This window comes from Sutcliffiella sp. FSL R7-0096 (assembly GCF_038595065.1).
Classification (GTDB): Bacteria; Bacillota; Bacilli; order Bacillales; family Bacillaceae_I; genus Sutcliffiella_A.
Genome location: NZ_CP152003.1, coordinates 1764025 through 1789957 on the forward strand (window position 1 = coordinate 1764025; position 25933 = coordinate 1789957).

Here is a 25933-nt window from a genome sequence, read left to right on the forward strand (position 1 = left end):
AATGAAAAGATGGTTTGCTGTTGTATGTACGTTATTGTTGATGCTGACTCCATTTTATAGTGTAAATGCCCAAGGGGGAGGAACCGTGTCCTCTGTAGTACATGAAAAAGTATGGTCCGTTTTGGAGGATGCTACAAGTACCGCTCAAATTATTATTACCTTTTATGGAGAACAGAAACCAACTGCCACTCAAATCGGGTTGTTAGAAGAGCTTGGAATTAATACAGCAATAACCATGAAAGAATTACCGATTGCTGGGGCCCTGGCAACGAAGGCACAGATTGAAAAGTTAGCTCAATCGCCGGAAGTAAGGTCCATCTATCTAAATGAGGAAGTGACTTACTATAACGCGGAATCAACGGACATTACTGGAGTGAACAAAGTCAGAACCGATAAGGAAATGACGAAGGGGAATGGCGGAATGCCTATTTCCGGTGATGGAGTAGGCGTGGTAGTGAATGATAGTGGTGTAGATGGCACGCATAAAGATCATGAGTTTGGGCGTAATCTGGTCCAAAACGTACTTGGTACCACCAACCTTCAAGGCGTGACTGGAATCCTGCCAATCACATATACGGAGAACGTACCGAACACAGATACAAACTCTGGGCATGGTACACATGTTGCAGGGACTGTTGGAGGTACTGGGGCAATGTCAGGGGGTAAATATGAGGGAGTTGCACCAGGAGCAGACCTGATAGGATACGGATCTGGTGGCGCATTATTTATTCTTGACGGAATAGGGGGCTTTGACTATGCCATCAGCCATCAGCGCGAATATGGCATCCGGGTGATCACAAATTCTTGGGGATCCAGTGGGGACTTTGATCCAAACCATCCAATTAATGTAGCGAGTAAAAAAGCGTATGAGCGTGGTATTGTTGTATTGTTTGCTGCTGGTAATGAAGGACCGGCGGAAAACACACATAATCCTTATGCGAAAGCCCCTTGGGTTATTTCAGTCTCGGCTGGAGTGAAGGATGGTACATTGGCTGATTTCTCCTCACGTGGAACAAAAGGCGCTGGAGGGACATTCAGCATGGATGGGAAGGAATGGACATGGGAAGATAGGCCGACCATTACAGCACCAGGGGTGGATATCATTTCTACACGTGTACTTGCCCCGCTTTCCGCACTGGCAGCAGGAAAAGATGTGGAACTGATTGAACCTCAACATATCCCTTACTATACATCCATGAGCGGCACGTCGATGGCAACCCCTCATGTAGCCGGAATAGTGGCCTTGATGCTAGAGGCGGATCCAAGATTATCACCGGACGAGGTAAAAGAAATCATTCAACTTACAGCCACCAATATGCCGGGCTATGAAGCATGGGAAGTCGGGGCAGGATATGTGAACGCCTTTGCTGCCGTGGATAAATCACTTCACAAGGAAAAGGTTTATGGTTCGACTCTGAATATGAACCAAACCTTCCACTCTAATGTGGAAACGTCGACACAAAGGGAAGAGTTCCAAATAGAATACAACACACTTACCGGGGGTACCTATGAATTTTCCGTAGAACAAGGCCTGACTAGTCTACTTGCACGAGTGGACGGAAAAGGTGTGATGGAAGCTACCGGAAATCCTGTTAATCTTGTTCTGACAGCTCCGGATGGAACAGAATATAGTTCAGGTGTCAGCTTGTTATTTCCTTTATATTCCGATCGGGTTGTAATGGTGGACACTCCACAGCAAGGTACATGGAAAGCGGAAATCCGCGGACTTCGTGGAGCTGACCTAAATCCAATTGGAATAGCTCTACCTGAAACGGTACAAGGTACTTTTGCCTTTACAAAAATCGATGGTTTTTCCGGTCTGAATGATATAAGTGGTCATCCGGCAGAAACAGCCATTCAGCAAGGTGTAAATGAAAGGTTGTTTGATGGCTATAAAAATGGGTCTTTTAAACCGGATGCTAAGCTGACCAGATTGGAGCTTGCCAAGTCTTTGGTGATGGGTGCGGAAATCCGTCAAAGCCTGCCAGAGCAATCAAACTTTGGAGATGTTACAGGTCCTGAATTGGCTTTTGCAGAAGCTGTCGCGGCTAAAGGAGCAGCATTCAGAGATCAGCTACATCAAAATAATGGAGTCATGATAGCAGGTCAGGATGGAAAGTTTTCACCTAAAGGAACGGTCACTAAAGCGGAACTGGCATATTCCTTGGTTCAGGGTCTTGGATTGGAAAAAGAGGCGTTAGCGCATACAGGTGATATAAAAGTGACGTATAAGGACGAACGAGTGGTATTAAAGGATCAGGGGGATATTCCCGAGAACTTACGAGGATATGTTCAATTGGCATTGGATTTGAATTTGTTGAATGTGAGTTTCTCGGTCACACAAGGGAGATATGAATTGAAACCAAAGATTGAGGCTACTTTCCATGCTAACGAGGAAGTCACCAGGGGGGATTTTGCTGTAGCATTTACAAGGTATTACAGTGTATTTTTTAACTGAGAAGCTTTTTTAGAATGGTAGAGAACCACCTGATTTTAAATAGTAAATGTTAAGAGAGAAGCTGGGGAGTTACAGCTTCTCTTTTTGTAGTCCAAATCCATTCTATAGGATAAACAAGGAATTTATTACATATTTACCTATTGGGAAACTTGGGGGTTAAACTTTTAAATTACTCCCCTTTTTCCGCTTCATTTTCCCAATATGAATTTTCCGTGACTGGTGGTAAACTTTTGTTAATAGTTCTTAATAGTAAGAATTATTAAAAATCTTATTCAAGGAGTGAATCTATTGAAGAAGTGGATGAAAGGTTTTTCGGTCATACTTATTGCAATATTGGCTTTCTCGTTAGCCTTCGGTACTGCTCAGGCAGAATCGTCCAGTCCGAATGCTAGTGCAAAGAAAGAATACTTAGTTGGATTTACAAAAGGTAATAAGGCAAGCGCCCAGTCTTCTAGAAACTTGATAAACGCAGTTGGTGGAGAAGTACAACACACGTTCCAATACATGGATGTTGTGGAAGTCTCTTTACCTGAAAAAGCTGCAGAAGCTTTGAAGAAAAATCCTAATATTGCTTTCGTAGAGGAAAACGCGGAAGTTCAAGCTACTGCACAAACAGTTCCATGGGGTGTCCCGCATATCAAGGCTGACAAAGCTCACGCTGCTGGTGTGACAGGAAGTGGTGTCAAAGTTGCGATCCTAGATACTGGAATTGACGCTAATCATGTTGATCTTAATGTAAAGGGTGGAGCGAGCTTTGTTTCAGGTGAGCCGAATGCCCTTCAAGATGGAAACGGCCACGGAACACATGTAGCAGGAACAGTTGCTGCATTGAATAATACAACTGGTGTACTTGGTGTAGCATACAACGCTGACCTGTATGCAGTGAAAGTTCTTAGTGCTTCAGGTAGTGGTACATTAAGTGGAATCGCACAAGGAATTGAGTGGTCCATTGCAAATGGGATGAATGTCATTAATATGAGTCTTGGTGGAAGCTCTGGATCTTCTGCATTGCAACAAGCTTGTGATAATGCTTATGCTAGAGGCATTGTCGTCATTGCGGCAGCTGGTAACTCTGGTTCTAAAGGAAAGCAAAATACAATTGGTTACCCAGCTAGATATAGTTCTGTTATCGCAGTTGGAGCGGTGGACTCCAACAACAACCGTGCTTCTTTCTCCAGTGTTGGGAACGAGTTGGAAGTAATGGCACCGGGTGTCAGCGTTTTGAGCACAACTCCTGGTAACAACTATGCAGCCTTCAATGGAACGTCCATGGCGTCTCCACACGTTGCTGGAGCTGCTGCATTAATCAAGGCGAAATATCCTAGCATGACAAATGTCCAAATCCGTGAACGTCTGAAAAATACGGCTACAAACTTAGGTGATCCTTTCTTCTACGGAAAAGGTGTCATCAATGTGGAAAGTGCTTTACAATAATTAGTTGATCCCCCCTCTTATATAAGCACCAGAATTGGCTCTACAGTAGGAGCAATTCTGGTGCTTTTTTTTTGTACTTTCTGAAGTTTACTTATTTTTGTATTTATTTCCATGATGCACCATTGGGAAATGTGCTGGTAAATGGGGCAGATAAAGCTGGTTTAACCTACCTATTTTCCCAATTACAATCATGCCATTATTATGCTAGCATCATAGTTAACTAAATAATTTGATTATTTAGAAAAACAAAAGGAGCGTGATTACATATGAATAAGTCATTAAGAAAAATGTTTACCGTCTTCTTGGCGGTGGCGATGGTTCTGTCTTTTTCTTTTATGCCATCGGATGCAAGTGCAAATGGAAAACCGGTAATGAAGGAGTATCTGATTGGTTTAAAAACAGGGCCTTCCATAGCTAAGGCAGACACACTAGTGTCAACACTAGGTGGATCGGTGGAACATCAATTCAAGCATATGAATGTGTTACATATCACTTTGCCAGAAGTTGCTGCAGCAGCGCTTGAAAAAAATCCTTTAGTGGAGTATGTGGAAGAAAACGTGGAAATGCACACAACCGCTCAGACGGTTCCTTATGGGGTTCCTCATATTAAAGCAGATGTGGCACATTCTCAAAATGTGACAGGCACTGGTGTGAAAGTGGCTGTATTGGATACAGGTATAGATGCTAGCCACGAAGATCTTCGAGTGGTAGGGGGAGCAAGTTTCGTTTCCGGTGAGCCTGATGCATTGACAGATGGCAACGGACATGGAACACATGTGGCTGGCACAATCGCCGCACTGAATAACAATGTGGGAGTACTTGGTGTTTCCTATGATGTAGATTTATACGCAGTGAAAGTGCTGAGTGCGGGTGGTAGTGGAACGCTTGCGGGTATTGCACAAGGAATTGAATGGGCAATCGACAACGACATGGATGTCATCAATATGAGCTTGGGTGGAAGCACTGGATCCACAACATTGAAGCAGGCAAGTGATAATGCCTATAACAGCGGGATTGTGGTCGTCGCGGCTGCGGGGAACAGCGGTTCTTTCCTTGGCCTAATTAATACCATCGGCTATCCGGCAAGATATGATTCCGTTATTGCAGTAGGTGCAGTTGATGCCAACAATAATCGCGCCTCCTTCTCTAGTGTGGGTAGCCAGTTGGAAGTAATGGCACCAGGTGTGTCGATCAACAGCACTTTACCAGGAAATCAATATGGGGAGCTGAATGGTACGTCCATGGCTTCGCCTCACGTGGCAGGAGCGGCAGCATTGTTACTCGCACAAAATCCAAACCTGACAAACGTGCAGGTTCGAGAAAGATTAAGGGATACGGCTACCAATTTAGGGTCGGCCTTCAATTATGGCCATGGTGTCATCAATCTAGAAGCGGCACTTCAATAGAGCCCCCAAAAACCTATAACCATCAATGCCTGTCCCTTGTACGGGGCGGGCATTTATTTTTCCTCCAATAGAAAAACCCCCACTAAATTCCCATCACTTTATGCTAACTTAAGAGAGAATAATATTATTTTTTTCCTGAAATTGAAACTATTGCAACTTATCTTGCATCTTAAGTATAGACCAAAAGGAAAAAGGGGGTGAGCACGCTTTGCATCTTGTTGATCGGCTGAAAAACAAAGAGGAATCCGCATTACAGGAACTGATGTCCCTATACGGAGACTATCTTTTACGAACAGCGTTTCTATTATTAAAAGATAGATTCATCTGTGAAGAGGTAGTGCAGGATACCTTCATTACTGCATACGAAAAGATTCATCAATTGGATGAACCTGAAAAACTGAAAAGCTGGCTCACCTCCATTACCGTCAATCGTTGTAAAATGCTGATGCGTAAATGGAGCTGGAAAAATATCCTCCTAAACTTTGATTTTGCAGAACGAATTAGGGGAGATGAGCATGTGGAAAGTCCAGAGGCGCAACTGATAGTGGATTTTGACAAAAAATCACTTAGTGAATCCATTCAAGAGCTAGATTATAAATACCGGGAAGTGCTTACTCTTTATTACTTTAATGAAATGAAAATAAGTGAAATTGCAGTGATTTTACATACTGCGGAAAGCACGGTGAAAACAAGGTTGAAACGCGGACGTTTGCATTTAAGGGAGCTCATCGAGAAAGGAGAGGGGGCAAATGAAATTGAAAGAAAAACAAGCGGTTAAAGTAAAGCTAGACTGTGAGTTGAGGGAATTGATTTTTACCGGCTACGATAGTGTGGTGCAGAAGACGCAACCCCGGCCCCTTTCAAAAAAGCTTTCATCCTTTTGGAATAAAGAGTTGGAAATACCTTTGCTGCCCGTCGTGTTTGCGGCAGGATTATTCTTTACGGTTTTAACAATAAAGGATGATTTATATAAACAAGACATCACTGCTCGAAAAGATAATGAAATAATTCAAATAGCTGGATCTATGTATTGGAAAGATGATTATGAGAAAGCGGTGAAATTCCATGAAAATAAGAGTGAAAATTAAACATCTTGTTCTAAGTGGGGTGGCTGTTGTTTTATTCCTCCCATTCTTCCTCTATTTTATCCAGCCGCAATACTCCATTTTCATAGCGGGGCGGCAGATGGCAAAAGGGGAACTGGCAGGTAAAGAGAAGGTTTTGGACCTTCTAGAAAATGGGAATATCTTGTCGGAGCAGAGGTTTGCGCTCATTAGAGACTATATGATAGAGGGTGTGTATTCGCTGGATTATGATGTGTATGTGGGAACTACTTCCACGTATTGGTCTGATGCTAATCAATCCAAGGTCAAATTCACCAAAAAGGAGCGTGTGCCATATCTTCTGGAATATGTAGAACATGGGCCCACAAATGGGTACATGGAGGAGGCTGCTCTAGAGTTGGCCCGCTATTACCATCAGAAGGGGAAATGGGAAAAAGGAGACAAGGTGCTCCAAATGGCTTTGGATCGGGCAACGAGTTATTTCAGGTCTCAATTAGCTACCGAGCAAATCGATTTGGCGGTACAAAACAAACAGTTTGAAACTGCACAAGCATATATTGAAGCCTTTTATGAAAAAGTGAACAAAGAAGATTACCAAATGATAACTAAGGTTGCCAAGTCACAAGTAGAAGTTCTGTTACATCTTGGAAAGAAAGAAGATGCACTTGACCTGGCAGAAAAAACAATCTCCGATTCAAATGGCAGGGGTATGGGAGGAAAAGATGAATACGCCGACCTCCCCCTTGCAGAAAAACAGCTACAATCTCTTTTGGATAGGTTAAAAAGTGGAGAAGGTTCTTTTGGAAATGTAAGCGGGAAAATCTATAAATATGACAAGGAAAAAGAACTAATGGAAGGCGTAGGTGTCTTCCTACGTGAAAAAAATAACCTTTATTACAGCATAGGGTCAGAAGAGCAATTCCAGGCTGTGACAGATGAAAATGGAGAATACGTTTTTGAGAATGTGCCATCCGGCAGCTATCAGCTTTTTTATGGATTCACTTATGATCAGATTGACGGGTATACCCTTTCCATGCCGGCAAATCCTTGGATTGAAGTAGAGGGGAGTGATGTAGCGGTATATGAATCTATGATTCAACCGTTAATGGAGATCCATACCCCAGTGAATTCAGAAGAAATTTTCGAAGACGAAATCTTGTTTTCATGGGATCCTGTGGATGGTGCGGCGTACTACAGCATCAGTGTTGGAAGGGAATTGGAAGGTGGTGGGTCCGTTTCTCATCAACTGAAAAGCGGAATAAGAAGCTCCGAAATCAGTATTACTAAGGAAGAACTCCATTATTCACAAGGTATCATTCAATTTACAGAGGAAAGTGACTGGGAGGAGATAAATTACTCTTCGGTACTTGGCTTCGCAGATCCAAGAGGTCACTTCTTTTGGAACGTCCAGGCTTATAATGAAAATGGTGATTTGATTACTCAAAGTCAGGGATATAGATTAGGGGATGATACATTTGGAAATCTGCCTATGTTCTACCTTAAAAATAGAGAACTGACGGAAGCGGATAAAGTGTTGCTCAAAAACAAGCCAAAGAAAGCGCTGGGAATGTATAAGGACAGTTTTGCGAATAATCCAGATGACCTGCACAGCCTACTCATGATTAGCAAAATAATCGGTGTAGAGTCAGATGTACTGAATATATCCTCCAAAGAACAGGCAATCCCTTACCTGGAAGAATTAACACGAAAATCTCCAAGTGAGGTCTTGTTCCTTGATATTCTCGATTACTATTATGACAAGAAAGAATGGCAATCTTATGATAAGTGGTATGCAAGATTTGAAGAAATAAAGGGACCTATCCTTAATGAATATATAGAGGGCCAACACGCTTTGGCGCTGATGAAACAAGGGGAGTATGAAGAGGCTAGAGCCAAGTTTCAATATGTGATGGATCAAGGGTATCAACATGAATTCATTGATGAATGGATCGCTCTCGAATTATATTTGGGGACATCGATGGAAATGGTGGAAGAGCTGGGCCGACAATACCCTGAACAGGGAATCCATGAAGTTAGGATCGATTGGGAAAGATTAATTAAAAATCTCCAACGTGAAAAGGAACAATACGATAGTTATGAGGATGAAATGAAAAAAATAATGGAATGGGTTGTAAAGGAGAAAACAACTGAATTAGAAACTTGGAGGTCCTCTACGGAAAAGATTGAGTTAAAAAGATTTGTAGACGAAATGAGAAAATAATAAGAAAGAAGGAGCGCCCGCTAATGATGAGCTAGCGTTCCTTCTTCCGTTTATCTTTAAAATTTTCGCAAGAATCCTTCTAATCGGTCCATTGCCTTTTCAAGGGTTGACATATCGTATGCGTAGGAAAGTCTTACATAACCTTCACCTAGTTCTGAAAAAGCACTACCAGGAACAACGGCTACGCCAGCTTCCTCCACAAGTTTCATGGCGAAATCAAATGATTTCATATTGTATTTTCGAATGGAAGGGAACAGGTAGAACGCCCCGTCAGGCTTCACGACATCCAACCCCATTTCCAAAAGTCTCCCATACACATATTCCATTCTTTCTTTATATTGGACCTTCATTTCATCCGCATCATCTATCCCGGTGGTCAATGCATCCAATGCGGCATATTGTGAAACAGAACTCGCACAGGATACATTGTATTGATGAACCTTCAACATCTGCTTCATCACATATTCAGGACCGAAAACAAGACCGATCCGCCACCCTGTCATGGAATGGGATTTAGATACCCCATTAATGACGATGGTTTTCTCCCGCATGCCAGGCATAGACGCAATGGAGCGGTGTTTTCCATCAAAAACAAGTTCGCTATAAATTTCATCCGATAATATGAATATATCTTTATCCTGCAACAAAGCAGCTATTTCCTTAAGTTCGCCTTCCGGTAATGCGGCTCCAGTAGGGTTAGAAGGGTATGGGAGAATAATGCAACGAGTTTTTTCTGTTAAGTGTTTTTCTATCAGCTCTGCAGTCAATTGAAAACCTGAATTCCTAGTATCAATATGTACTGGGGTAGCGCCACAGAGCCTGATGATCGGCTCGTACCCAGGATAGACAGGTCCAGGGAGTATCACTTCTGTGCCGGGTTCCAAAATCGTTCGAAAGGCAATATCAATTCCTTGACTTGCTCCAATGGATACTATTATTTCTGATCCTGGATCATAGGACAAGCTGTACTTTTTGCTAACAAAATCAGCTCCAGCTTTTCTAAGTTCTGGAATGCCGGCATTGGGTGTGTAAACCGTTTTATTCGTCTCTATGGAGGTTATGCCTGCCATCTTTACATGGGTTGGTGTCGGAAAATCTGGTTGCCCTATTGTCAATGAAAGGACATCCTCATACTTTGCCACAAGGTTAAAAAATCTACGGATACCTGAAATTTCAATATCTCGTACATTCGAATTAATAAGATGCTCCATATGAATTGCTCCTTTATTAAAGGCCACTGAAAAACAAAAACTAAGCTGTTGATTTTAGCAAAAGGAAAAGCCTCCAGCGGGAGAGTAGCGTCAATGTTGAGACCCCGCCGGCGCAGCCCGAGAAGGCTTAAGGTCGCCCTTGGATAACGTTAGCCGTTTAGGAAATCAACAGCGGCATTAAACCAATCAACAGAATCATCTCCATTTTCAGTGGTCTCTATTTATGTACATACTTTTTAAGTAAGTGTACCCGACTTTTTTATCCTTGTCCAAAGGATTATCGGTACAGGTGTAGTATATGTATGTACAGGACCATGGAGCGGGAGGATGAAAAAGTATGTTGAAAATCTGGTTTGTACTTCTGGCGTTGTTTGGTGGGATACTTGGAGGGATCCAGGCTCCCATCAATAGCCAGTTGGGACGAAAGATAGGAAGCTTGGAGGCGTCTTTTGTTTCTTTCTTTATTGGGACGGTGTTTTTATTATTACTTTCTACGTTTTTCGGTAGGGGAAATCTGCTACAGGTTACCCATGTGCCTAAATGGCAGCTTGTAGGTGGGTTCCTTGGGGCATGTTTTGTAACCTTTGTCATCATAGCAGTTCCAAAAGTGGGGGTTGCCTTGACGATAATCTCAGTTATTGTGGGCCAAATGATAATCAGTTTAGTGATTGATCACTTTGGATTGTTTGGCACAACGAAGATAGTGGTCAATTACCAAAGGGTGATTGGGATTGCCCTTATGCTTGTAGCATTATTTTTTATTTATCGAGGGACGGTAGCGGTAAAATAGAGCAATTTCGCAAATGCGCGAAATTCATCCTGCAATCCCTGAATATAGGTATGAAGAGGGGTTTCAAGATACCTAGAGTGGGGATGGAAACGTTTGTTTGCCTTTAGTCGTACTAGGGAAGTCCTATAAAAATGAGAGGCTAGTAGGATAGGAAAAAACTTACATAACGTTTATAATAATTATAAACACAGAATATTCACATAATATTTCTCTGGTTCCATTGCCTGTTTGATTGCACTCCTTTCACCTTAGGATTACGGATTTGGTGTCTGTTGGATTCCGCCTGAAAGGGGATTGTGTAATGGATATTGTGCTACAAATCTGGTTAAGGCTGTTGGAAAGGTATGCAGAGGAGTTGTTTTTCCAAGATTCATCATCAGGGGTCTTTTCATTTTTGATCGTTGGGGTGCTTGCTTATCTTTACAAGCAGGAAAAAGAGATAAATAGAAAATGTACCTGCTGTCAAACAAATCAAAATACAGAAGAGAGAAAGCTACCCGACAATAAAGAAGAAGCGGAATGAATTTCCGCTTCTTCTTTATTGTAGGTGAGAAAATTGCGTCAATAAGTCATTATAGTCACTGGAAAGAGTTTGGAATTTTTTGCGGTTGCCAGCAGCTAAAGCTCGATCTATTTCGTTCATTAGCCTATTTTTGTGAAATTGGAAGACAGAAGAGTCGACAATGATTTGAGCGACTTTCTCCTCTTTTGTCATTTCAAAACTTTTGAAAGTGGAAACAGATTGTTCTGGTTGAAAAGAAAAATGCTTATTCATAATTTCTACCCCCTGTGCGAAATTTTGGATTGCGTGTTAATTGGGTGAATCATGAAAAGGATAAAATGAAAGAAGCTACTCATCCTTTTTCCTATTATCTGATATTTTGTCCTGTTTGTGAAGTGTTGTTTTTAGAAAATTTAGATATATCAGAAAAAATAGTGGCAATTCTGTAAAAGAGTGACAATGGATTTAGTTGTATTGGTTACTTATTTTAGAATATACCCAAAATATGAATGCTGAAAACAAAGTCAATGAAACTTGGCGGTTAATATCTCTATAAATGTAAATCCTATTCGTGAAACATTTGATTAAAGAATCCTTTTTTACCTTTTATCCTTGAATTATCCTGCAAAAACGAATATTATTAGAAAGGTTTCAATAATACATTCGTTTTTGGGGGATTTTTTGTGTTTGAAAACTATTTTGAATTGAAGAAATATGGTACAAGTGTCAAACAAGAAATTTTAGCAGGAATCACAACGTTCCTGACAATGGTCTATATTATATTTGTTAACCCTGCCATTCTTTCTGCGGCCGGTATTCCATTTGAGCAGGTGTTTATGGCAACCATCATTGCTGCTGTCATTGGTACTTTAACAATGGGGATATTTGCAAAATATCCGATTGCTGTCGCTCCCGGAATGGGACTCAATGCATATTTCACTAGTGTGGTAGCCACTCAGGGGTTAACCTATCAGGCAGTATTGGGAACGGTTTTCCTGGCTGGTCTGATTATCATCATACTAAGTTTAACTAGATTGAGAAAAACATTGATTGAGGCCATTCCTGCACCGTTAAAGTATGGGATCACAGCTGGTATCGGCCTGTTCATCGCTTTTATTGGATTGAAGATGGCAGGCATCGTTGTCCCGAACGAAGAGACAATGATTACTTTAGGTGATCTCACAAGCCCTGTAACTGCACTTGCGCTCGGAGGACTTTTCATAACGCTAATTCTTATGGCAAGGCGTGTATCGGGTGCATTGTTTTATGGGATGTTAATTACCGCGGTTCTTGGTTACTTTCTTGATATGTTGAATTTCAATGGAATTGTGGACATGCCGCCAGCTCCTCAGTTCATTCATCTTGGCGAAGCTCTAAGTGGTGTGGTAGCAAACGGTCTATATACGGTCGTATTTGCATTCATCCTGGTTACTATTTTTGATTCTACAGGAACATTAGTAGGAGTATCGGAACAGGGCGGATTCATGAAAAATGGGAAACTAGCAAGAACGAAGCCCGCTACACTTTCCGATGCATTTGCAACAACAGCAGGTGCTGCCCTTGGTACAAGTCCATCTTGTGCCTATATCGAATCATCTGCGGGAGTTGCAGCAGGTGGAAGAACCGGATTGACATCGGTGGTGGTAGCAGGATTATTTTTACTTTCGATGTTTTTCTCACCTGTCATCTCTGTCATTTCCGGTTTGCCTGCCATCACGGCGCCGATCTTGATCATTGTCGGCTGCTTTATGATGGAAGGTCTGGCGAAGATAGAATGGAAGAACTTCGATGAGGCTTTCCCGGCGTTTGCCATCATTTTGACTATGCCTTTGACTTCAAGCATTGCAACGGGTATTGCGGTAGGATTCATTACGTATCCGGTGATGAAAGCTGTAACCGGGAAGGGGAAGGAAGTTCATCCGTTGATTTATTTGTTTGCGGTGATCTTTTTGATCCAAATGGTATTCTTTCCAGCCCACTAAATTATATCTAAATTTAACATAAGCGCGCCCCATTCTGTCTATGGGGCGCGTTTTTTGGTTTTTACTATTGACCTCCGTTCCAGTAAGTTTTTGCCTTTCATAGATCGTACTGTTCAATCTATGGGACGCGTTTTTTCTGTTGAGGGATTTTCTTCGTAAAATATGCCTTTTTCTGCTTCTTCCTGCAGTTTTGTCAGCCACTTCAATTCTACCTTGCACAGCTCATGTGCATTTTCCATGATGGCCTGAGAACCTTTAGGGGCATGTATCCCGTAAAGACGGTACACCCTCTCAAGCATCTCGAGTTGCATTTTAGTGTGTGCAATTCGCTCGGTTAGAGCCTTGCGTATGACATCTTCTTCTCCATGATGAATAAAAGCCAGGGCTGTATACATCGGATGAAAGTGAGTGCTTTCGGTTTGAATCTGTTTTTTTAGTAATTGTTGAAAAGCTTCCATACCTTTAGGAGTAATACTATATATCGTCTTATCAGGCCTGGATTGATCAGTGACCACTTTCTTTACCTCGATAAGTTCCTTATTGAGAAGCTGCTCTACTGCATAATATAAAGAACCCTTCGCCATTTTTATATATTGTTCCATATTCCTTTCATGCATCACCTGCTGAATTTCATAGGGGTGCTTGTCCCCCTCCATTAGTAGTCCCAGTATCACAAGTTTCATTGTCATTTTCGTTCACACCTTTGTCAAGAAAGAGTGGTTTGCTTCTTATTATATAGGAAATAAAGGATTCCGGACATTTATGATGGGTTAAAAAATAGTGTCATGATTATTAACAGGTATGACATAGTGTATTATGGGGGGATTTTATCCTGGCATCATTACAGTGATTCATTGATGATATGCACCATTTTTTGTGAAGGGAGGTCAATGTGATGGGTTATTACACGTATCCTCATTATTATGGATATCATCCATATTTTCAAAACCATTATTATCGAACATTTCCTTACCAACAGCAATATCAGCACTTACGGTTTTATCCGTCGAAACATCAAGGGAAAAGACAATTAGATCCTGAGTTCCAGAAGGTATGGGCAGTCATGCAGAAGGAATTGGAGCCTGTTTATGAGAAACTGATGGAATTCAATATGAACAGGGCTACAGCAAGGTTCTTTGTACAGCAGTTTGCTATTTTTGCCATCCAAAACGCAGGTAAAGTAACAGGTTCCAACACACAGAAGGTGAATCAGCTATGGAACATGTTTCTACAGAATAATGTGTGGTTGATGGGTTTGCTTACAGCATACAGGATTCCACGCCAAGAGGTGGAACGGATTGTCAAAAGGGTGTTCACTCTTACGTTGGAAAATATCAACTTCTCGCCGGATAAAGATTGGAATGGATGGGAAAGCCTCGGAGGAAGATTGACATCAGGCCCTGGATCTTCTTCATGGGCAGCCAATCGTCTCGATATCTTCGCCAGAGGAGAAAATCGCAATTTGATTCATAAGTGGTGGGATGGAACCAGATGGAGTCAATGGGAAAATCTTGGTGGTGTGATTGCTTCTTCCCCTGCAGCCGTTTCATGGGGAGAGAATCGAATTGACGTATTTGCAAGAGGGGAGAATCAGGAGCTACTCCATAAGTGGTGGGACGGAACCAGGTGGAGTGAATGGGAAAACCTTGGTGGAGTCTTGAGTTCTTCCCCTGCAGTCAGCTCCTGGGGGACTAATAGGCTGGATGTATTTGTACGTGGAACAGACCGTGCTTTGTATCAAAAATACTGGGATGGCCGTCGATGGAGCGACTGGAACAGACTTGGTGGCAATTTGACTTCCGCACCAGGGGCTGTATCATGGGGACCGAATCGTATAGACATTTTTTCAAGGGGTGAGCAACAGCAACTCATCCATAAATACTGGGATGGCCGAAATTGGAGTGAATGGGAGAGCTTGGGAGGGCGTTTAAGTTCAAGTCCTACCGCTTCCTCATGGGGACCGAATCGATTGGATGTTTTTGCCCGTGGGGAAAACTTTGGGCTGATCCATAAATATTGGGATGGTGCAAGATGGAGTGATTGGGTTGAGATTGGTGACCAATTGACTTCAGAGCCATCCGCTATATCCTGGGGCAAAAATCGCATCGATGTCTTTGCAAGAGGAGAGAACAACGAACTTTTACACCTTTGGAAGGACTAGTGGATGAAAAGCTGACTATTTTGGTCAGCTTTTTCAATTTCACGATGCCATATTTCCTAGACGAAGCTACACAAGACGCCTATAATAAATAGAGTGTAATTTTTGCATATATTTCTAGATGTAACCATTCTAATGTATAACTTGGGTATTATAAGTAATGTTGATATAAATTGGAGGATCAGTTGTGGATGATTTACCTAATAAAACCGTTAATTGTTAATATAACCATAATATTTTCGTTGATGTTCAATGCAAATTTATTTTTCCCTTTCAGTAAAAGAAAACCCTTAAACTTCAAGCAAAAGACCATCTTTGGCCTGTTCAGTGCTTTTTCTGCAAAGCTATGCATGCTATATCCCATCGAGACGTTGGAAGACACTAATTTCGACTTTAGGATGATTCCAATCCTTGTGGTCACATTATATGGAGGCTGGTACCCTGGACTGCTCTGTACGGTGATTGTAGTGATAGTCCGTTATACCATCGGTGGGGAGTATGTCTATGTAGGGATAGCAGTTTCGATTCTTGCTCTGGGGATAGGACTTCTTTTCCGAACCGTTTTCCTGAAAAGCACCAAAAAGGTGCTGTATGGATTAGTGGTTATTTCCTTCTATTATCTCGGCTACATTTTCATCTTGTTCAGTACAGTATCATTCTTAGAGATGAATTTCTATATCGTGTATTTCCTTGCATTCGGCATCACTTTTATGGCGTTGATCTACACAGTGGAGAGGTTGATTATTGCCAACCAGCAGTTTTACGAAACGCTATATATGGACAAGCTTTCCACTATTGGACAAATGGCTGCAGCCTTTGCACATGAAATAAGAAATCCGATAACAACCGTTCGGGGCTTCATACAGTACATCAATAACGATACGAAAGATGAAAACCTAAAGCAATTCGCGCCTCTGATCTTGGACGAATTGGACCGTACCAACAAAATCATCACCAATTATTTGACGGTTGCGAGGCCAACCAATTTTTCCCTGGATTACATTGATGTAAATAAGGTTCTGCAAGACTCGGTGGAATTGATCAGGCCTTTTGGTTCCTACAGGAACGTAACCATGGAACTTGAGCTTGAGGGAGACCACTTCATTTACAGTGATGAACAACATCTGAAGCAAGCATTGATGAACATTATCAAGAATGGGATTGAGGCTGTAGAAGAGGAACAAGGGGGATATATAAAAATCCATAAACAATCAGGTGAAGAAAAAGGGACCATTGTGATTACCTTTGTTGATAATGGAATCGGGATGACGGAGGAACAGTTGGAAAAGATCGGCCTGCCTTACTATACAACCAAGACAAAAGGTACCGGGTTGGGTAGCATGATCACCAATCGTCTGATCCATGAAATGAAAGGGAAGATACAATATGAGAGTAGGGTCCATACGGGAACAAAAGTAACGGTTATATTACCAACGGTAAGGAACAAAGGCTGATCCTTTTGTGATAAAAAGAATCCTTGGATTAATTCTAAGCTGTGATATTAAAAGTGGACTGGTTCTGACAGGTTGTCAAAGCCAGTCCATTTTGTTATTTTTTCCACGAAGAAACTTCGCCTGTACTGCGGTTCACTTTATACCATCCTCGAGATAGCCTCTCGGGGTGATTATTGAAATGAACTAAGTCAGAAGCGTGAAACATGTAGTAATCACCTTGCATTCCTTCAAATGACACAGATGTACTATCATGTTCTGTAAGCTTCAAATGATCCATCACTTTTGCTTTCGCTTCTTCTTTAGATGAAACCCTCTCCGCTTTAGGATTTTCCACTTGTATCATTGCTTCGTTACGTGCGTCCCTTATCCATTCATCATTAGACAATCTACCAGGTTCTTTTCTTGCTTCCATGATGGTCGGACCTTTAGTGTTCTCGACATTGTCTTGGTTATTGCAACCTCCTATGATGACCACTAATAAAAGAGCTACCAAGATTTTTTTTGACATGGAAGTCCACCTCCTATCTTGAAGTATTTATAGTTAGTATGAAATAGCTGTGATGATTTCATGCAACGGTGGACTTTTCCTTACGAAATAGAACATATAAATGTTAGAGGTAAGGTAAAGTGTAAAGTTTGAGTAAATTTGCCAGGAAAAAGCAGGGAGTGGGGAGGTTGTTAGAGAATAGTTTTCTTACAACATAAATAATTGGAGGAAGTATCCATGGCTAATTTGGAAAACAAAGTCATTCATGATCCTGGGAGTGAAAAACCCAAATCCCCGCTGGCCCTCTATTTTTCTTTGCCGATCTTATCGTGGGCCCTTTATGATTTTGCCAATACTATTTTTTCATCCAACATCATTACAATATTTTTCCCTTTTTACTTACAGGAAGTCATTGGAACGAACGAAAGAATGGATCAGATCGCAAGTACGTTCCTGTCCTATGCGAATGCCACTGCCAGTTTCTTTCTCGTTTTGTTTTCACCCTTGTTTGGCGTCCTCATTGACAGGACAGGGAAAAGGAAAGGGTTTATTATCCCATTTACATTGATTGCGGTCATGTCGACTATTTTCATGGGGGTATTTGCTTCTTTTCAGACCTCGCAAACGCTTTTTGGCTTGCCCATAAGTTTCGTTCTTGTCTTGGTGCTGTTTGTGGTAGCAAAGTTCTTTTTCCATTCTTCCTTGATTTTTTACGACACGATGCTTCCAGACCTTGGTACCAAAAAAGAGTTACCTTTGATTTCCGGATTCGGTATCGCAGTGGGGTATATGGGAACATTACTAGGATTGACTGTCTACCTATATGTAGGAGATAGCGGTTTCCATAAAGCGTTTATTCCGAGTGGTGTATTGTTCTTACTCTTCTCCCTGCCGTTATTCTTCTTTTTCAAGGAGAAACCAAAAGAAGTCAAGGAGAAAAAATCCTTCTTCAGTGGCTATAAAGAGATCTATCAGACATTTAAAGAAATGCGTTTGTATCGACCAGTCTTTCTATTCATGATTGCCTATTTCTTCATCAATGACGCGATTGCGACAGCCATTGCCATGATGGCGATCTATGCAAGGGCCATTGGGGGATTCAGTGCTTCGGAGTTTATCCTGCTTTATCTTGTTTCAACCGTCTCAAGCATCATAGGTTCCTTTATTTATGGATACATTGCACGAAGTATCGGTTCTAAGCACGCAGTCGCATCCGTAGCCGGACTTCTGATTGTTGCGTTATGTTTCGCGGTATTTGCGATTGCTCCTTGGATGCTCTGGGTTGCAGGTAGTTTGTTCGGTGTGGCGCTCGGTGCTACATGGGTAACCTCCCGTACATTCATCGTTGAATTGACACCAGAAGGAAAGAGGGGCCAATTCTTCGGACTATTTGCTTTCTCGGGAAAAGTGTCCTCGATCGTCGGTCCTTTATTATATGGAACAATTACTTTAGTGTTGGCGGGATATGGAAACCTAGCAAGCAGAACCGCCCTGGGATCTTTGATCATCCTTGCTTTCATAGGACTACTCATCACCCTTAGAGTCCCATACAAAAAAGAAGCATAAAACAAATAATCCACCAAACAAAGGTGAAATCAAGAAGCTGCCAAAGGCAGCTTCTATTTTGTTTGTCGGAAAATGACGAACGAAAAGGGGTCAGACCCCTAAAGGAGCATTTTATTTTAATTATTTATTTATAATTAGTATAATCTATATTGACATTCAAAAGTATTATTAATATAATATAAAAAGTATCATATGATAATTATTATAAATAGATAACTAATATAATTATTTGAAAAGGGAGAGAGATTTAATGAAATTAAGAGAGCAAATGCCTGATTTAACTGGTGCAACGGAATGGATTAATGAGGAAGTAACAAAGGATGAGCTTGTGGGTAAAGCGACGCTTATCCATTTCTGGTCAGTAAGTTGCCACTTATGTAAAGAAGCAATGCCGGAAATTAATGAATTACGGGATGAGTATGATGATGAGTTAAATGTTATAGCTGTACACATGCCACGATCTGAGGACGACCTAGACATCGGTGTTATCCGTTCCATGGCAATGGGTCATGATATTACCCAGCCAATATTTGTGGACAGTGAACACAAACTGACGGAAGCGTTTGAAAATAAATACGTACCGGCATACTACGTATTCGATGAAGAAGGGAATCTTCGACACTTCCAAGCAGGTGGCAGCGGTATGAAGATGTTGAAAAAGCGAATCAATCGCGTACTGGGCGTAGAAGAGAAATAATATAGGCAAATCAAAAAGAAACGGGAAACCCGTTTCTTTTTTTACTATTTACTTTAGTGTTTATGATTTTATTTCCTTTAATTTTAAGTACTCTCCTATAAAAACCAATATTGCACCTAAAACAAGTAATCCTGCACCAAGGGCGATTATACTTTGAGAAAAATAACTCTCCATTTCATCACCTCCGAGCCCTTGTACTTCCTAAAAGTTACTGCCTATAACGTATGAAAATAAATAATAAATAATAATTACTAATTGACCCAATAACATTGTTATGTAGCGTATTCAATTATGAAAGAGAACGTGAGAGTAAGTTCAATTAACAGAAAATAAAAAAAGTTCATTGAAATACAAATTTAATATGTTAACATGTAATTAATTACGGTATTAAAAAGGAACATTTCCTTTAATGGTAAGAAGGTAAAGACAGGTCTTGTCTATAATATGAAAGGGAGTGCTACATACTAATGACCTCATCATTACCAATTATAGATGAAAGATTACTGAAGCAACTTATTGATTTTAGACGGAATTTACATGAATATCCCGAAGTAAGTGGAGAGGAATATGAGACTTCAAAAAAGATTCAGGATCTGTTAACCAAACAAGGGATCCCATTCCAGTCCGGCTATGCCAATACGGGAGTACTTGGAATTATAAAAGGTGGTAAACCAGGACCGACCGTAGCCCTTAGAGCCGACATTGATGCCCTTCCTATAACAGAAAAAACGAATCTGACGTTCTCATCTAAAAAGGAAAGGAAAATGCATGCTTGCGGGCATGATGCACATACGACGATGCTTCTTGGGGCAGGAATCTTATTAAACGAAAGAAAAGATGAGCTTTCTGGAACAGTGCTTTTGGTATTCCAGCCTGCTGAAGAAGCTTCTCCAAAAGGCGGGGCACAACCGATGATGGACGAAGGGGTTTTTGCTGAATATGAACCGAATGTCATTTTTGGGCAACATGTATGGCCAGACCTTCCTGTTGGTCAGATCGGTATCCGGGACAAGGAAATGATGGGAGCAACCGACCGTTTCAAAGTGGTTATCAACGGAGCCGGTGGACATGCCAGCATGCCGCATCAAACGAATGATGCCATCATTGCCGCTAACCACGTGGTCACCATGTTGCAGACGATCGTAAGCAGAAATATCAATCCCATTGAAGCGGCAGTAGTAACCATCGGAAGAATCGAGGGAGGATACCGCTATAATGTCATCGCCGACAGTGTAACACTGGAGGGCTCCATCAGAACCTATAAAAAACAAGTAAAAGAAGTGGTCAAAAAAAGGTTTCATGAAGTGGTCGATAATGCAGCAAAAGCATTGGGAGCAACTGCTGAAATTGACTATATAGATGGATATGAAGCAACCATAAATACACCAGAATGGGCGGAGGTTGTAAGAAGTTGTGCTCAACAGGCACTTGATTCTGAAGCCGCGACACCAAATGTCGATCCTTCATTAGGTGGAGAAGATTTTTCGAGATTCCTCCATAAATATCCTGGTGCGTTCTTCTGGCTTGGTTCAGCTATTGAAGGTAGGGAAAGTCAAAAGCCACTACATGATCCCAAATTTGAATTCAATGAAAAGGCTCTGCCCATAGGAGTGAAAATGCTTGTAGACATAACAAAAAAAGCTTTGGAAAAACTCCAGAATGAAAAAAAATGAAGGAGTGGCCTTTATGAATGTTTCAGAATTTGTGAACAATCTTGCTGACTCTCTTGTTTCTTGGCGAAGGAAGCTTCATCAATACCCTGAGCTAGGGTGGACCGAATACCAAACAACTTATCTGATTGGTTCTGAGCTGGTGAAGCTGGGATATGAGATTTTCGTTGGAAAAGAAGCGCTGGTGACGGAAGAACGGATGGGTGTCCCTGTGAGCGAAACCCTACTTGCAGCTGAAGAGAAAGCAAGAAATCAGGGGGTCCCAGAAGCTTGGCTTTCCAAAATGAAAGATGGTCATACAGGTCTTGTGGCGAAACTAGATACGGGAAAACCCGGAAAGCAGATTACATTAAGATTTGATATTGACGCTCTTCCCATAGCAGAAAATAAAGAGGGGATCGCTGATCATTTTCCAGCGCTCCATGGATTTCAATCCCATTATCCAAATATAATGCATGCATGCGGACATGACGGACATGCAGCGATAGGTCTGGGAGTGGCAACCTTTCTATCTGCACATCAAGAAGAACTTACAGGTTCGTTTACTCTGCTTTTTCAACCTGCCGAGGAAGGTAGCAGGGGAGCAAGATCGATGGTGGAAAAAGGGTGGCTTGATGACACTGATGTTTTCCTGAGCGGCCACATCGGAATATCACCGATGCAAGTGGGAGAGGTGGTGGCATCAGCTGGAGGTTTTCTTGCCACATCAAAGCTTGATGTGATGTTTACCGGCAAATCGGCACATGCGGGGGTCGAACCGCAAGAGGGAAGGAATGCCTTGCTTGCAGCTGCTACTGCTTCCTTGCACCTCCATGCCATACCTAGACACTCTGGAGGAGAAACAAGAATAAATGTGGGTACCCTTCATGCTGGTAGTGGCAGAAATGTGATACCTGATCATGCAACAATGTCACTTGAAACGCGTGGAGAGACGTCCAATCTAAATCAGTACATGGAGGATGAAGCCATTCGTATCATTCAGCATGCAGCAACCCTTCATGGAGTTGAAGCAGATATTCAAGTAGTGGGAAAAGGTGTGGAAGCAGCTAGTGAAACTGGTTGGAAAGAGTTCCTCGAAGCAGCAATTTCCCGTAGTGACAGAGTGATAAAAGTGAGGGAAACCCTCCCACTGAAAGCCTCAGAGGATGTTACTTATATGCTGAATCATGTAAGGGAACGTGGAGGGAAAGCAACCTACTTTATATTTGGAACCCCTCTTGCAGCCGGACATCATCATCCATTATTTGATTATGAGGAAAAAGTGTTGGAAGTTGCGGTAGACGTTTATGTCTCCTCCATTCTATCTTTGCTTTTAGAGGAAGATGAATCCAATATACTTTATGAGGTGAAAAAGTGAAAGTTAAAATAGGAATTGTCGGACCAACGGATTCGATAGAACGAATCATGCATGTAGGGAAAGAGTTTGAAGGTGTGGACATGCTATCCTTTTCCTATACTGCTTTGGAAGAGATCGATCAGATCATCCTCTCGAACAAAGGGGCAGTCGATCAATGGATGTTCTCTGGACAAGTGCCATTTTCCTATGCAATGTCCAAAGAGCTTATCGAGAAAAATGAAGGAGGGTATGCTGAGCTGTATGGCTCCAGTTTTCTTGGCACTCTCCTTGAAGCCCAAATAAAAGAAAAGAAGATATTTGAAACCATTAGCCTTGATACCATCAAACAAAGCAGGATTGAAATGAACAGGGAATTTTTCTCTCTTCAATCCATTACCTTCCATTCCTATGCTTATGAGGGCTTTGTACCGCCAGGGGACCTGGTTAAATTTCACCAAGACTTGTATGAAGAAGGAAAAATAGAGATCGCTTTTACTTGTATTCAATCGGTCTCTGTCAAGTTGAAGGAAATGGGCATACCGTGTTACCGTGTCATTCCTTCGGATCTTGCCATATTATCAACATTGGAAGTGCTTATAGAACGGGCGCATTCCCTGCGTTACAGAAAATCACAAATTGCCATACTGGGGGTGGAAGTCATCCATACTCAAGCTTCCTTGGAGGAGATGCATTATTCCCATAAAATGAAGATCAAGGAGCTAGAATTGAAACGATTGATGCTTCGATTTGCAGAAGTAGTAAACGGTTCTTTTGTACAATTCGGGGATGGTCTATTCCTTCTTTTTACAACAAGGGGGGAGCTTGAATTGCATATTGAAGGGGATTCGCTATTACAGTTGATGGAAGATATCAAGATGCAAAGTGATCTGAAGGTAAGGCTTGGGCTCGGCTTTGGTGAAACCGTACTTGCAGCGGAAGAAAATGTAAGACAGGCCTTTCATCATGCAAGGGAGCAAAAGTCTTCTACGCTCGTTTGTGTGAACGAGGACAGGGATGTAACCGAGTTCTATAATGCAACAGATAAACTTTCCTTTCAGTCACGTTCCTTAGGCCAGGAGTGGGAAGAGAAATTGAAGGATATCAATATCAGTCCGACTATCGTTTCTAAGATAAAATCCCTTGCGCAATACTATCAAAAAGAAGTGATCACCTCACAGGACTTGGCAGGCTGGTTAAAAAGTACAGAAAGAAATGCCCGTCGCATACTTTCCGAGCTTGAACGATCTGGACTTGTTAAGGTATCCGGCGAGGAACAGTCTGGACACCGAGGAAGACCAAGAAAAATCTATACACTATCGTTTTTGTGAACTTGTGGGAAATTCTAGTGAGATTTCCCAATTCTCATAAACGATTAAATAACTGAAAATATTGAACAAAAAAGGAACTAAGCCTAAAAGGAGTGAGTAAAATTGAGCCAACTACAAACACAACAGCAAAAGTCAACCTCCATGCTTGATAGATTCTTGGGAGGCGTCGAAAGAATAGGTAATAAACTGCCTGACCCATTCATGCTATTTGTCTATTTATCTCTTTTTATTATCGGAGTATCATGGGCAGTCCATCAATTTGGAGTGACGGTAGAGCATCCGGGTACAGGAGAAGAACTGGCGATTAAAAGTTTACTGTCTGGTGAAGGAATAGAATTTATCCTGACTTCCATGCTAACTAATTTTACAGGTTTTGCTCCTTTGGGTCTCGTACTTGCAATGATGCTAGGTATCGGTTTGGCGGATAAGGTGGGGCTGATTGAAGCGGGAATCAAAAAGACAATTCTTAATGCCCCAAAAGCATTGATTACCTATGCAGTAGTAGTAACAGGTATTCTAGGTAACTTGGCTTCTGATGCGGCCTTTGTTATTGTGCCTCCCCTTGCTGCCATGATTTTCTACACGATCGGCAGACATCCGCTTGCCGGACTTGCAGCAGGATTTGCCGGAGTAGGGGCAGGTTTTACGGCAAATGTCATCGTCGCTGGAACAGACGCGCTTTTATCGGGTATCGCGACAGAGGCAATTAAACCTTTTGATGAAACGCTTATTGTAACACCGGTTGATAATTACTATTTCATGATCGTTTCCGTATTTATCCTTTCAGTTGTTGGTGCGTTGATTACAGATAAGATTGTCGAGCCTAGGCTTGGCCCATATAGAGGCAAGGTGGATAAGGAATTGGAAGAGCCTGATCCTTTAGAGAGTAAGGGGTTGAGGAATGCGGTTATTGCAGGAATTGTGTATCTGGTTTTACTGGTTGTCGCGGTGTTTTGGCCTGATTCCATCCTTAGAAATGAAGAAGGTGGACTCGTTCCGTCGTTATTCTTGACAGCCATTGTACCGATAACGCTTTTCTTTTTCATTGTTGTTGGAGTAGCATATGGGGTAACAGTCGGTAAAATCAAAAACACTGCAGATGTACCGAAGTTTATGGCAGAATCCATGAGGGATATGTCGGGCTACATTGTTCTGATTTTTGCAGCTGCCCAGTTTATCGCATACTTTAACTGGTCCAACCTTGGCATATGGATAGCCGTGAATGGTGCAGGTTTATTGGAAAGCATGAACTTGACAGGTATACCGGGTATCATCGGGTTTGTCCTCCTTGCAGCCATGTTGAATTTGATTATCTTCAGCGGATCTGCACAATGGGCATTGATGGCTCCGATTTTCATCCCGATGTTCTGGATGCTTGATTACCATCCTGCTTTCATTCAAGCGGCATTCCGTATTGCAGATTCATCCACCAATATCATTACACCATTGAACCCTTATATTATAGTCGTGCTGGCTTTTATGAAAGACTATGATAAAAAAGCGGGGCTTGGGACACTGATAGCGTTGATGCTGCCTTATAGTCTCCTCTTCCTTGGGGTATGGATCATTCTCTTGGTGATTTTCGCTTTAGCAGGAATTCCGTTCGGGCCAGGCGTAGAAATGATGATCAAATAGGTAGGCAAAAGAACTATTTTAAGAAAATTATTCATTAAGCATAATTCCCTCACATACCATATATAAATTTGTGGTAATGTGGGGGGATTTTTAATGGTATCCAAACAAATAACTGTTGCACTCGAATATGGGCTCCACTCCAAAGCAGCTCAATATTTTGTTGGTAAAGCAAATAGCTATACAGCGGATATTCAAGTGGTCAGGCATAACAGGATCATTGATGCCAAAAGCATTCTGGGACTCCTGTCGCTTGGGATTGGTAAAGGAAACGTTGTAACAGTAAAAGCGGAAGGGACAGATGAAAAAGAAGCCGTGGAAGGACTCACCCGTTTTCTAAAAGGCGAAGAAAGGTATTAAAGAAAGCAGGTGGATGTGTGAGTCCATCTGTTTTTTAGTTGTTGATAGGACATTTGAGATTATAGAGAATGAACAAGGCGTTCTGCATCCGATATTATTCGAAAGGAAATTTTTACATTCCTTGAACGGACAGGTTCGTGTTATACTCTTCGAATGAATATATGTCCATGTTTATGA

At 41.7% G+C, this 25933-nt stretch carries 22 protein-coding genes; 18 read left to right on the forward strand and 4 right to left on the reverse strand.

The genetic code is table 11. The features are described 5' to 3' along the window. Position 1: 1 nt before the first annotated feature. The 6 genes from MKY77_RS09050 to MKY77_RS09075 all read left to right on the forward strand — a co-directional run bounded on the left by MKY77_RS09050 (position 2) and on the right by MKY77_RS09075 (position 8583). Positions 2-2458, forward strand: a complete 2457-nt coding sequence (locus MKY77_RS09050; protein ID WP_339145516.1) for a S8 family serine peptidase — start codon at positions 2-4, stop codon at positions 2456-2458. 300 nt (positions 2459-2758) lie between these two features. Next, entirely contained in the window at positions 2759-3892 is a 1134-nt protein-coding gene (locus MKY77_RS09055) for a S8 family peptidase (protein WP_339149771.1), read from the forward strand. Between the two features lie 314 nt (positions 3893-4206). Next, positions 4207-5298, forward strand: a complete 1092-nt coding sequence (locus MKY77_RS09060; protein WP_339149772.1) for a S8 family peptidase — start codon at positions 4207-4209, stop codon at positions 5296-5298. A gap of 208 nt (positions 5299-5506) precedes the next feature. Further along, a complete protein-coding gene (locus tag MKY77_RS09065) occupies positions 5507-6076 on the forward strand; it encodes a sigma-70 family RNA polymerase sigma factor (RefSeq protein WP_339145517.1) in 570 nt (189 codons plus the stop codon). Continuing rightward, positions 6048-6386, forward strand: a complete 339-nt coding sequence (locus tag MKY77_RS09070; protein ID WP_339145518.1) for a hypothetical protein — start codon at positions 6048-6050, stop codon at positions 6384-6386. The genes MKY77_RS09065 and MKY77_RS09070 overlap by 29 nt, the downstream gene beginning before the upstream one ends. After that, entirely contained in the window at positions 6376-8583 is a 2208-nt protein-coding gene (locus tag MKY77_RS09075; protein WP_342515701.1) for a hypothetical protein, read from the forward strand. The genes MKY77_RS09070 and MKY77_RS09075 overlap by 11 nt, the downstream gene beginning before the upstream one ends. Positions 8584-8639: 56 nt before the next feature. Here the strand turns inward: MKY77_RS09075 and MKY77_RS09080 are convergent, their stop codons facing one another. After that, entirely contained in the window at positions 8640-9794 is a 1155-nt protein-coding gene (locus MKY77_RS09080; protein ID WP_339145520.1) for an aminotransferase A, read from the reverse strand. Between the two features lie 337 nt (positions 9795-10131). Here MKY77_RS09080 and MKY77_RS09085 point away from each other — a divergent pair, with 337 nt between their 5' ends. Further along, positions 10132-10584, forward strand: a complete 453-nt coding sequence (locus tag MKY77_RS09085) for a DMT family transporter (RefSeq protein WP_339145521.1) — start codon at positions 10132-10134, stop codon at positions 10582-10584. 301 nt (positions 10585-10885) lie between these two features. Then, on the forward strand, positions 10886-11107 hold the full coding sequence (locus tag MKY77_RS09090; protein WP_339145522.1) for a hypothetical protein: 222 nt from the start codon (positions 10886-10888) through the stop codon (positions 11105-11107). A gap of 15 nt (positions 11108-11122) precedes the next feature. Here the strand turns inward: MKY77_RS09090 and MKY77_RS09095 are convergent, their stop codons facing one another. Further along, positions 11123-11359, reverse strand: coding sequence for an IDEAL domain-containing protein (locus MKY77_RS09095; RefSeq protein ID WP_339145523.1), 237 nt, complete (start codon positions 11357-11359; stop codon positions 11123-11125). 410 nt (positions 11360-11769) lie between these two features. Here MKY77_RS09095 and MKY77_RS09100 point away from each other — a divergent pair, with 410 nt between their 5' ends. Beyond that, positions 11770-13068 (forward strand): NCS2 family permease, encoded by a 1299-nt coding sequence (locus MKY77_RS09100; RefSeq protein ID WP_339145524.1) that lies wholly within the window; start codon positions 11770-11772, stop codon positions 13066-13068. A 113-nt stretch (positions 13069-13181) separates the two neighbouring features. Here MKY77_RS09100 and MKY77_RS09105 read toward each other — a convergent pair whose 3' ends face one another. After that, a complete protein-coding gene (locus tag MKY77_RS09105; RefSeq protein ID WP_339145525.1) occupies positions 13182-13757 on the reverse strand; it encodes a PadR family transcriptional regulator in 576 nt (191 codons plus the stop codon). A gap of 206 nt (positions 13758-13963) precedes the next feature. Here MKY77_RS09105 and MKY77_RS09110 point away from each other — a divergent pair, with 206 nt between their 5' ends. After that, a complete protein-coding gene (locus MKY77_RS09110; protein WP_339145526.1) occupies positions 13964-15229 on the forward strand; it encodes a sialidase in 1266 nt (421 codons plus the stop codon). A gap of 188 nt (positions 15230-15417) precedes the next feature. Beyond that, positions 15418-16680 (forward strand): ATP-binding protein, encoded by a 1263-nt coding sequence (locus MKY77_RS09115; RefSeq protein WP_339145527.1) that lies wholly within the window; start codon positions 15418-15420, stop codon positions 16678-16680. Between the two features lie 94 nt (positions 16681-16774). Here the strand turns inward: MKY77_RS09115 and MKY77_RS09120 are convergent, their stop codons facing one another. Then, the gene (locus MKY77_RS09120; RefSeq protein ID WP_339145528.1) at positions 16775-17188 is read right to left on the reverse strand and encodes a hypothetical protein; all 414 of its coding nucleotides are present in this window, start codon (positions 17186-17188) and stop codon (positions 16775-16777) included. Positions 17189-17404: 216 nt separating this feature from the next. Between MKY77_RS09120 and MKY77_RS09125 the strand changes: the two genes are divergently transcribed. From MKY77_RS09125 to MKY77_RS09155, 7 genes are all read left to right on the forward strand, one after another. After that, on the forward strand, positions 17405-18733 hold the full coding sequence (locus tag MKY77_RS09125; protein ID WP_339145529.1) for an MFS transporter: 1329 nt from the start codon (positions 17405-17407) through the stop codon (positions 18731-18733). Positions 18734-18983: 250 nt separating this feature from the next. Beyond that, positions 18984-19430, forward strand: a complete 447-nt coding sequence (locus tag MKY77_RS09130; RefSeq protein ID WP_339145530.1) for a redoxin domain-containing protein — start codon at positions 18984-18986, stop codon at positions 19428-19430. A 467-nt stretch (positions 19431-19897) separates the two neighbouring features. Further along, positions 19898-21103, forward strand: coding sequence for a M20 family metallopeptidase (locus tag MKY77_RS09135; protein ID WP_339145531.1), 1206 nt, complete (start codon positions 19898-19900; stop codon positions 21101-21103). A 13-nt stretch (positions 21104-21116) separates the two neighbouring features. Beyond that, positions 21117-22457, forward strand: coding sequence for an amidohydrolase (locus MKY77_RS09140; RefSeq protein WP_339145532.1), 1341 nt, complete (start codon positions 21117-21119; stop codon positions 22455-22457). Beyond that, positions 22454-23764: a hypothetical protein gene (locus MKY77_RS09145; protein ID WP_339145533.1), complete on the forward strand. Its 1311-nt coding sequence runs from the start codon at positions 22454-22456 to the stop codon at positions 23762-23764. The genes MKY77_RS09140 and MKY77_RS09145 overlap by 4 nt, the downstream gene beginning before the upstream one ends. A gap of 141 nt (positions 23765-23905) precedes the next feature. Next, positions 23906-25399: an AbgT family transporter gene (locus MKY77_RS09150; RefSeq protein WP_339149773.1), complete on the forward strand. Its 1494-nt coding sequence runs from the start codon at positions 23906-23908 to the stop codon at positions 25397-25399. A 93-nt stretch (positions 25400-25492) separates the two neighbouring features. Beyond that, complete coding sequence (locus MKY77_RS09155) at positions 25493-25756, forward strand: HPr family phosphocarrier protein (protein ID WP_339145534.1); 264 nt, start codon at positions 25493-25495, stop codon at positions 25754-25756. The last annotated feature ends 177 nt before the right edge of the window (positions 25757-25933 follow it).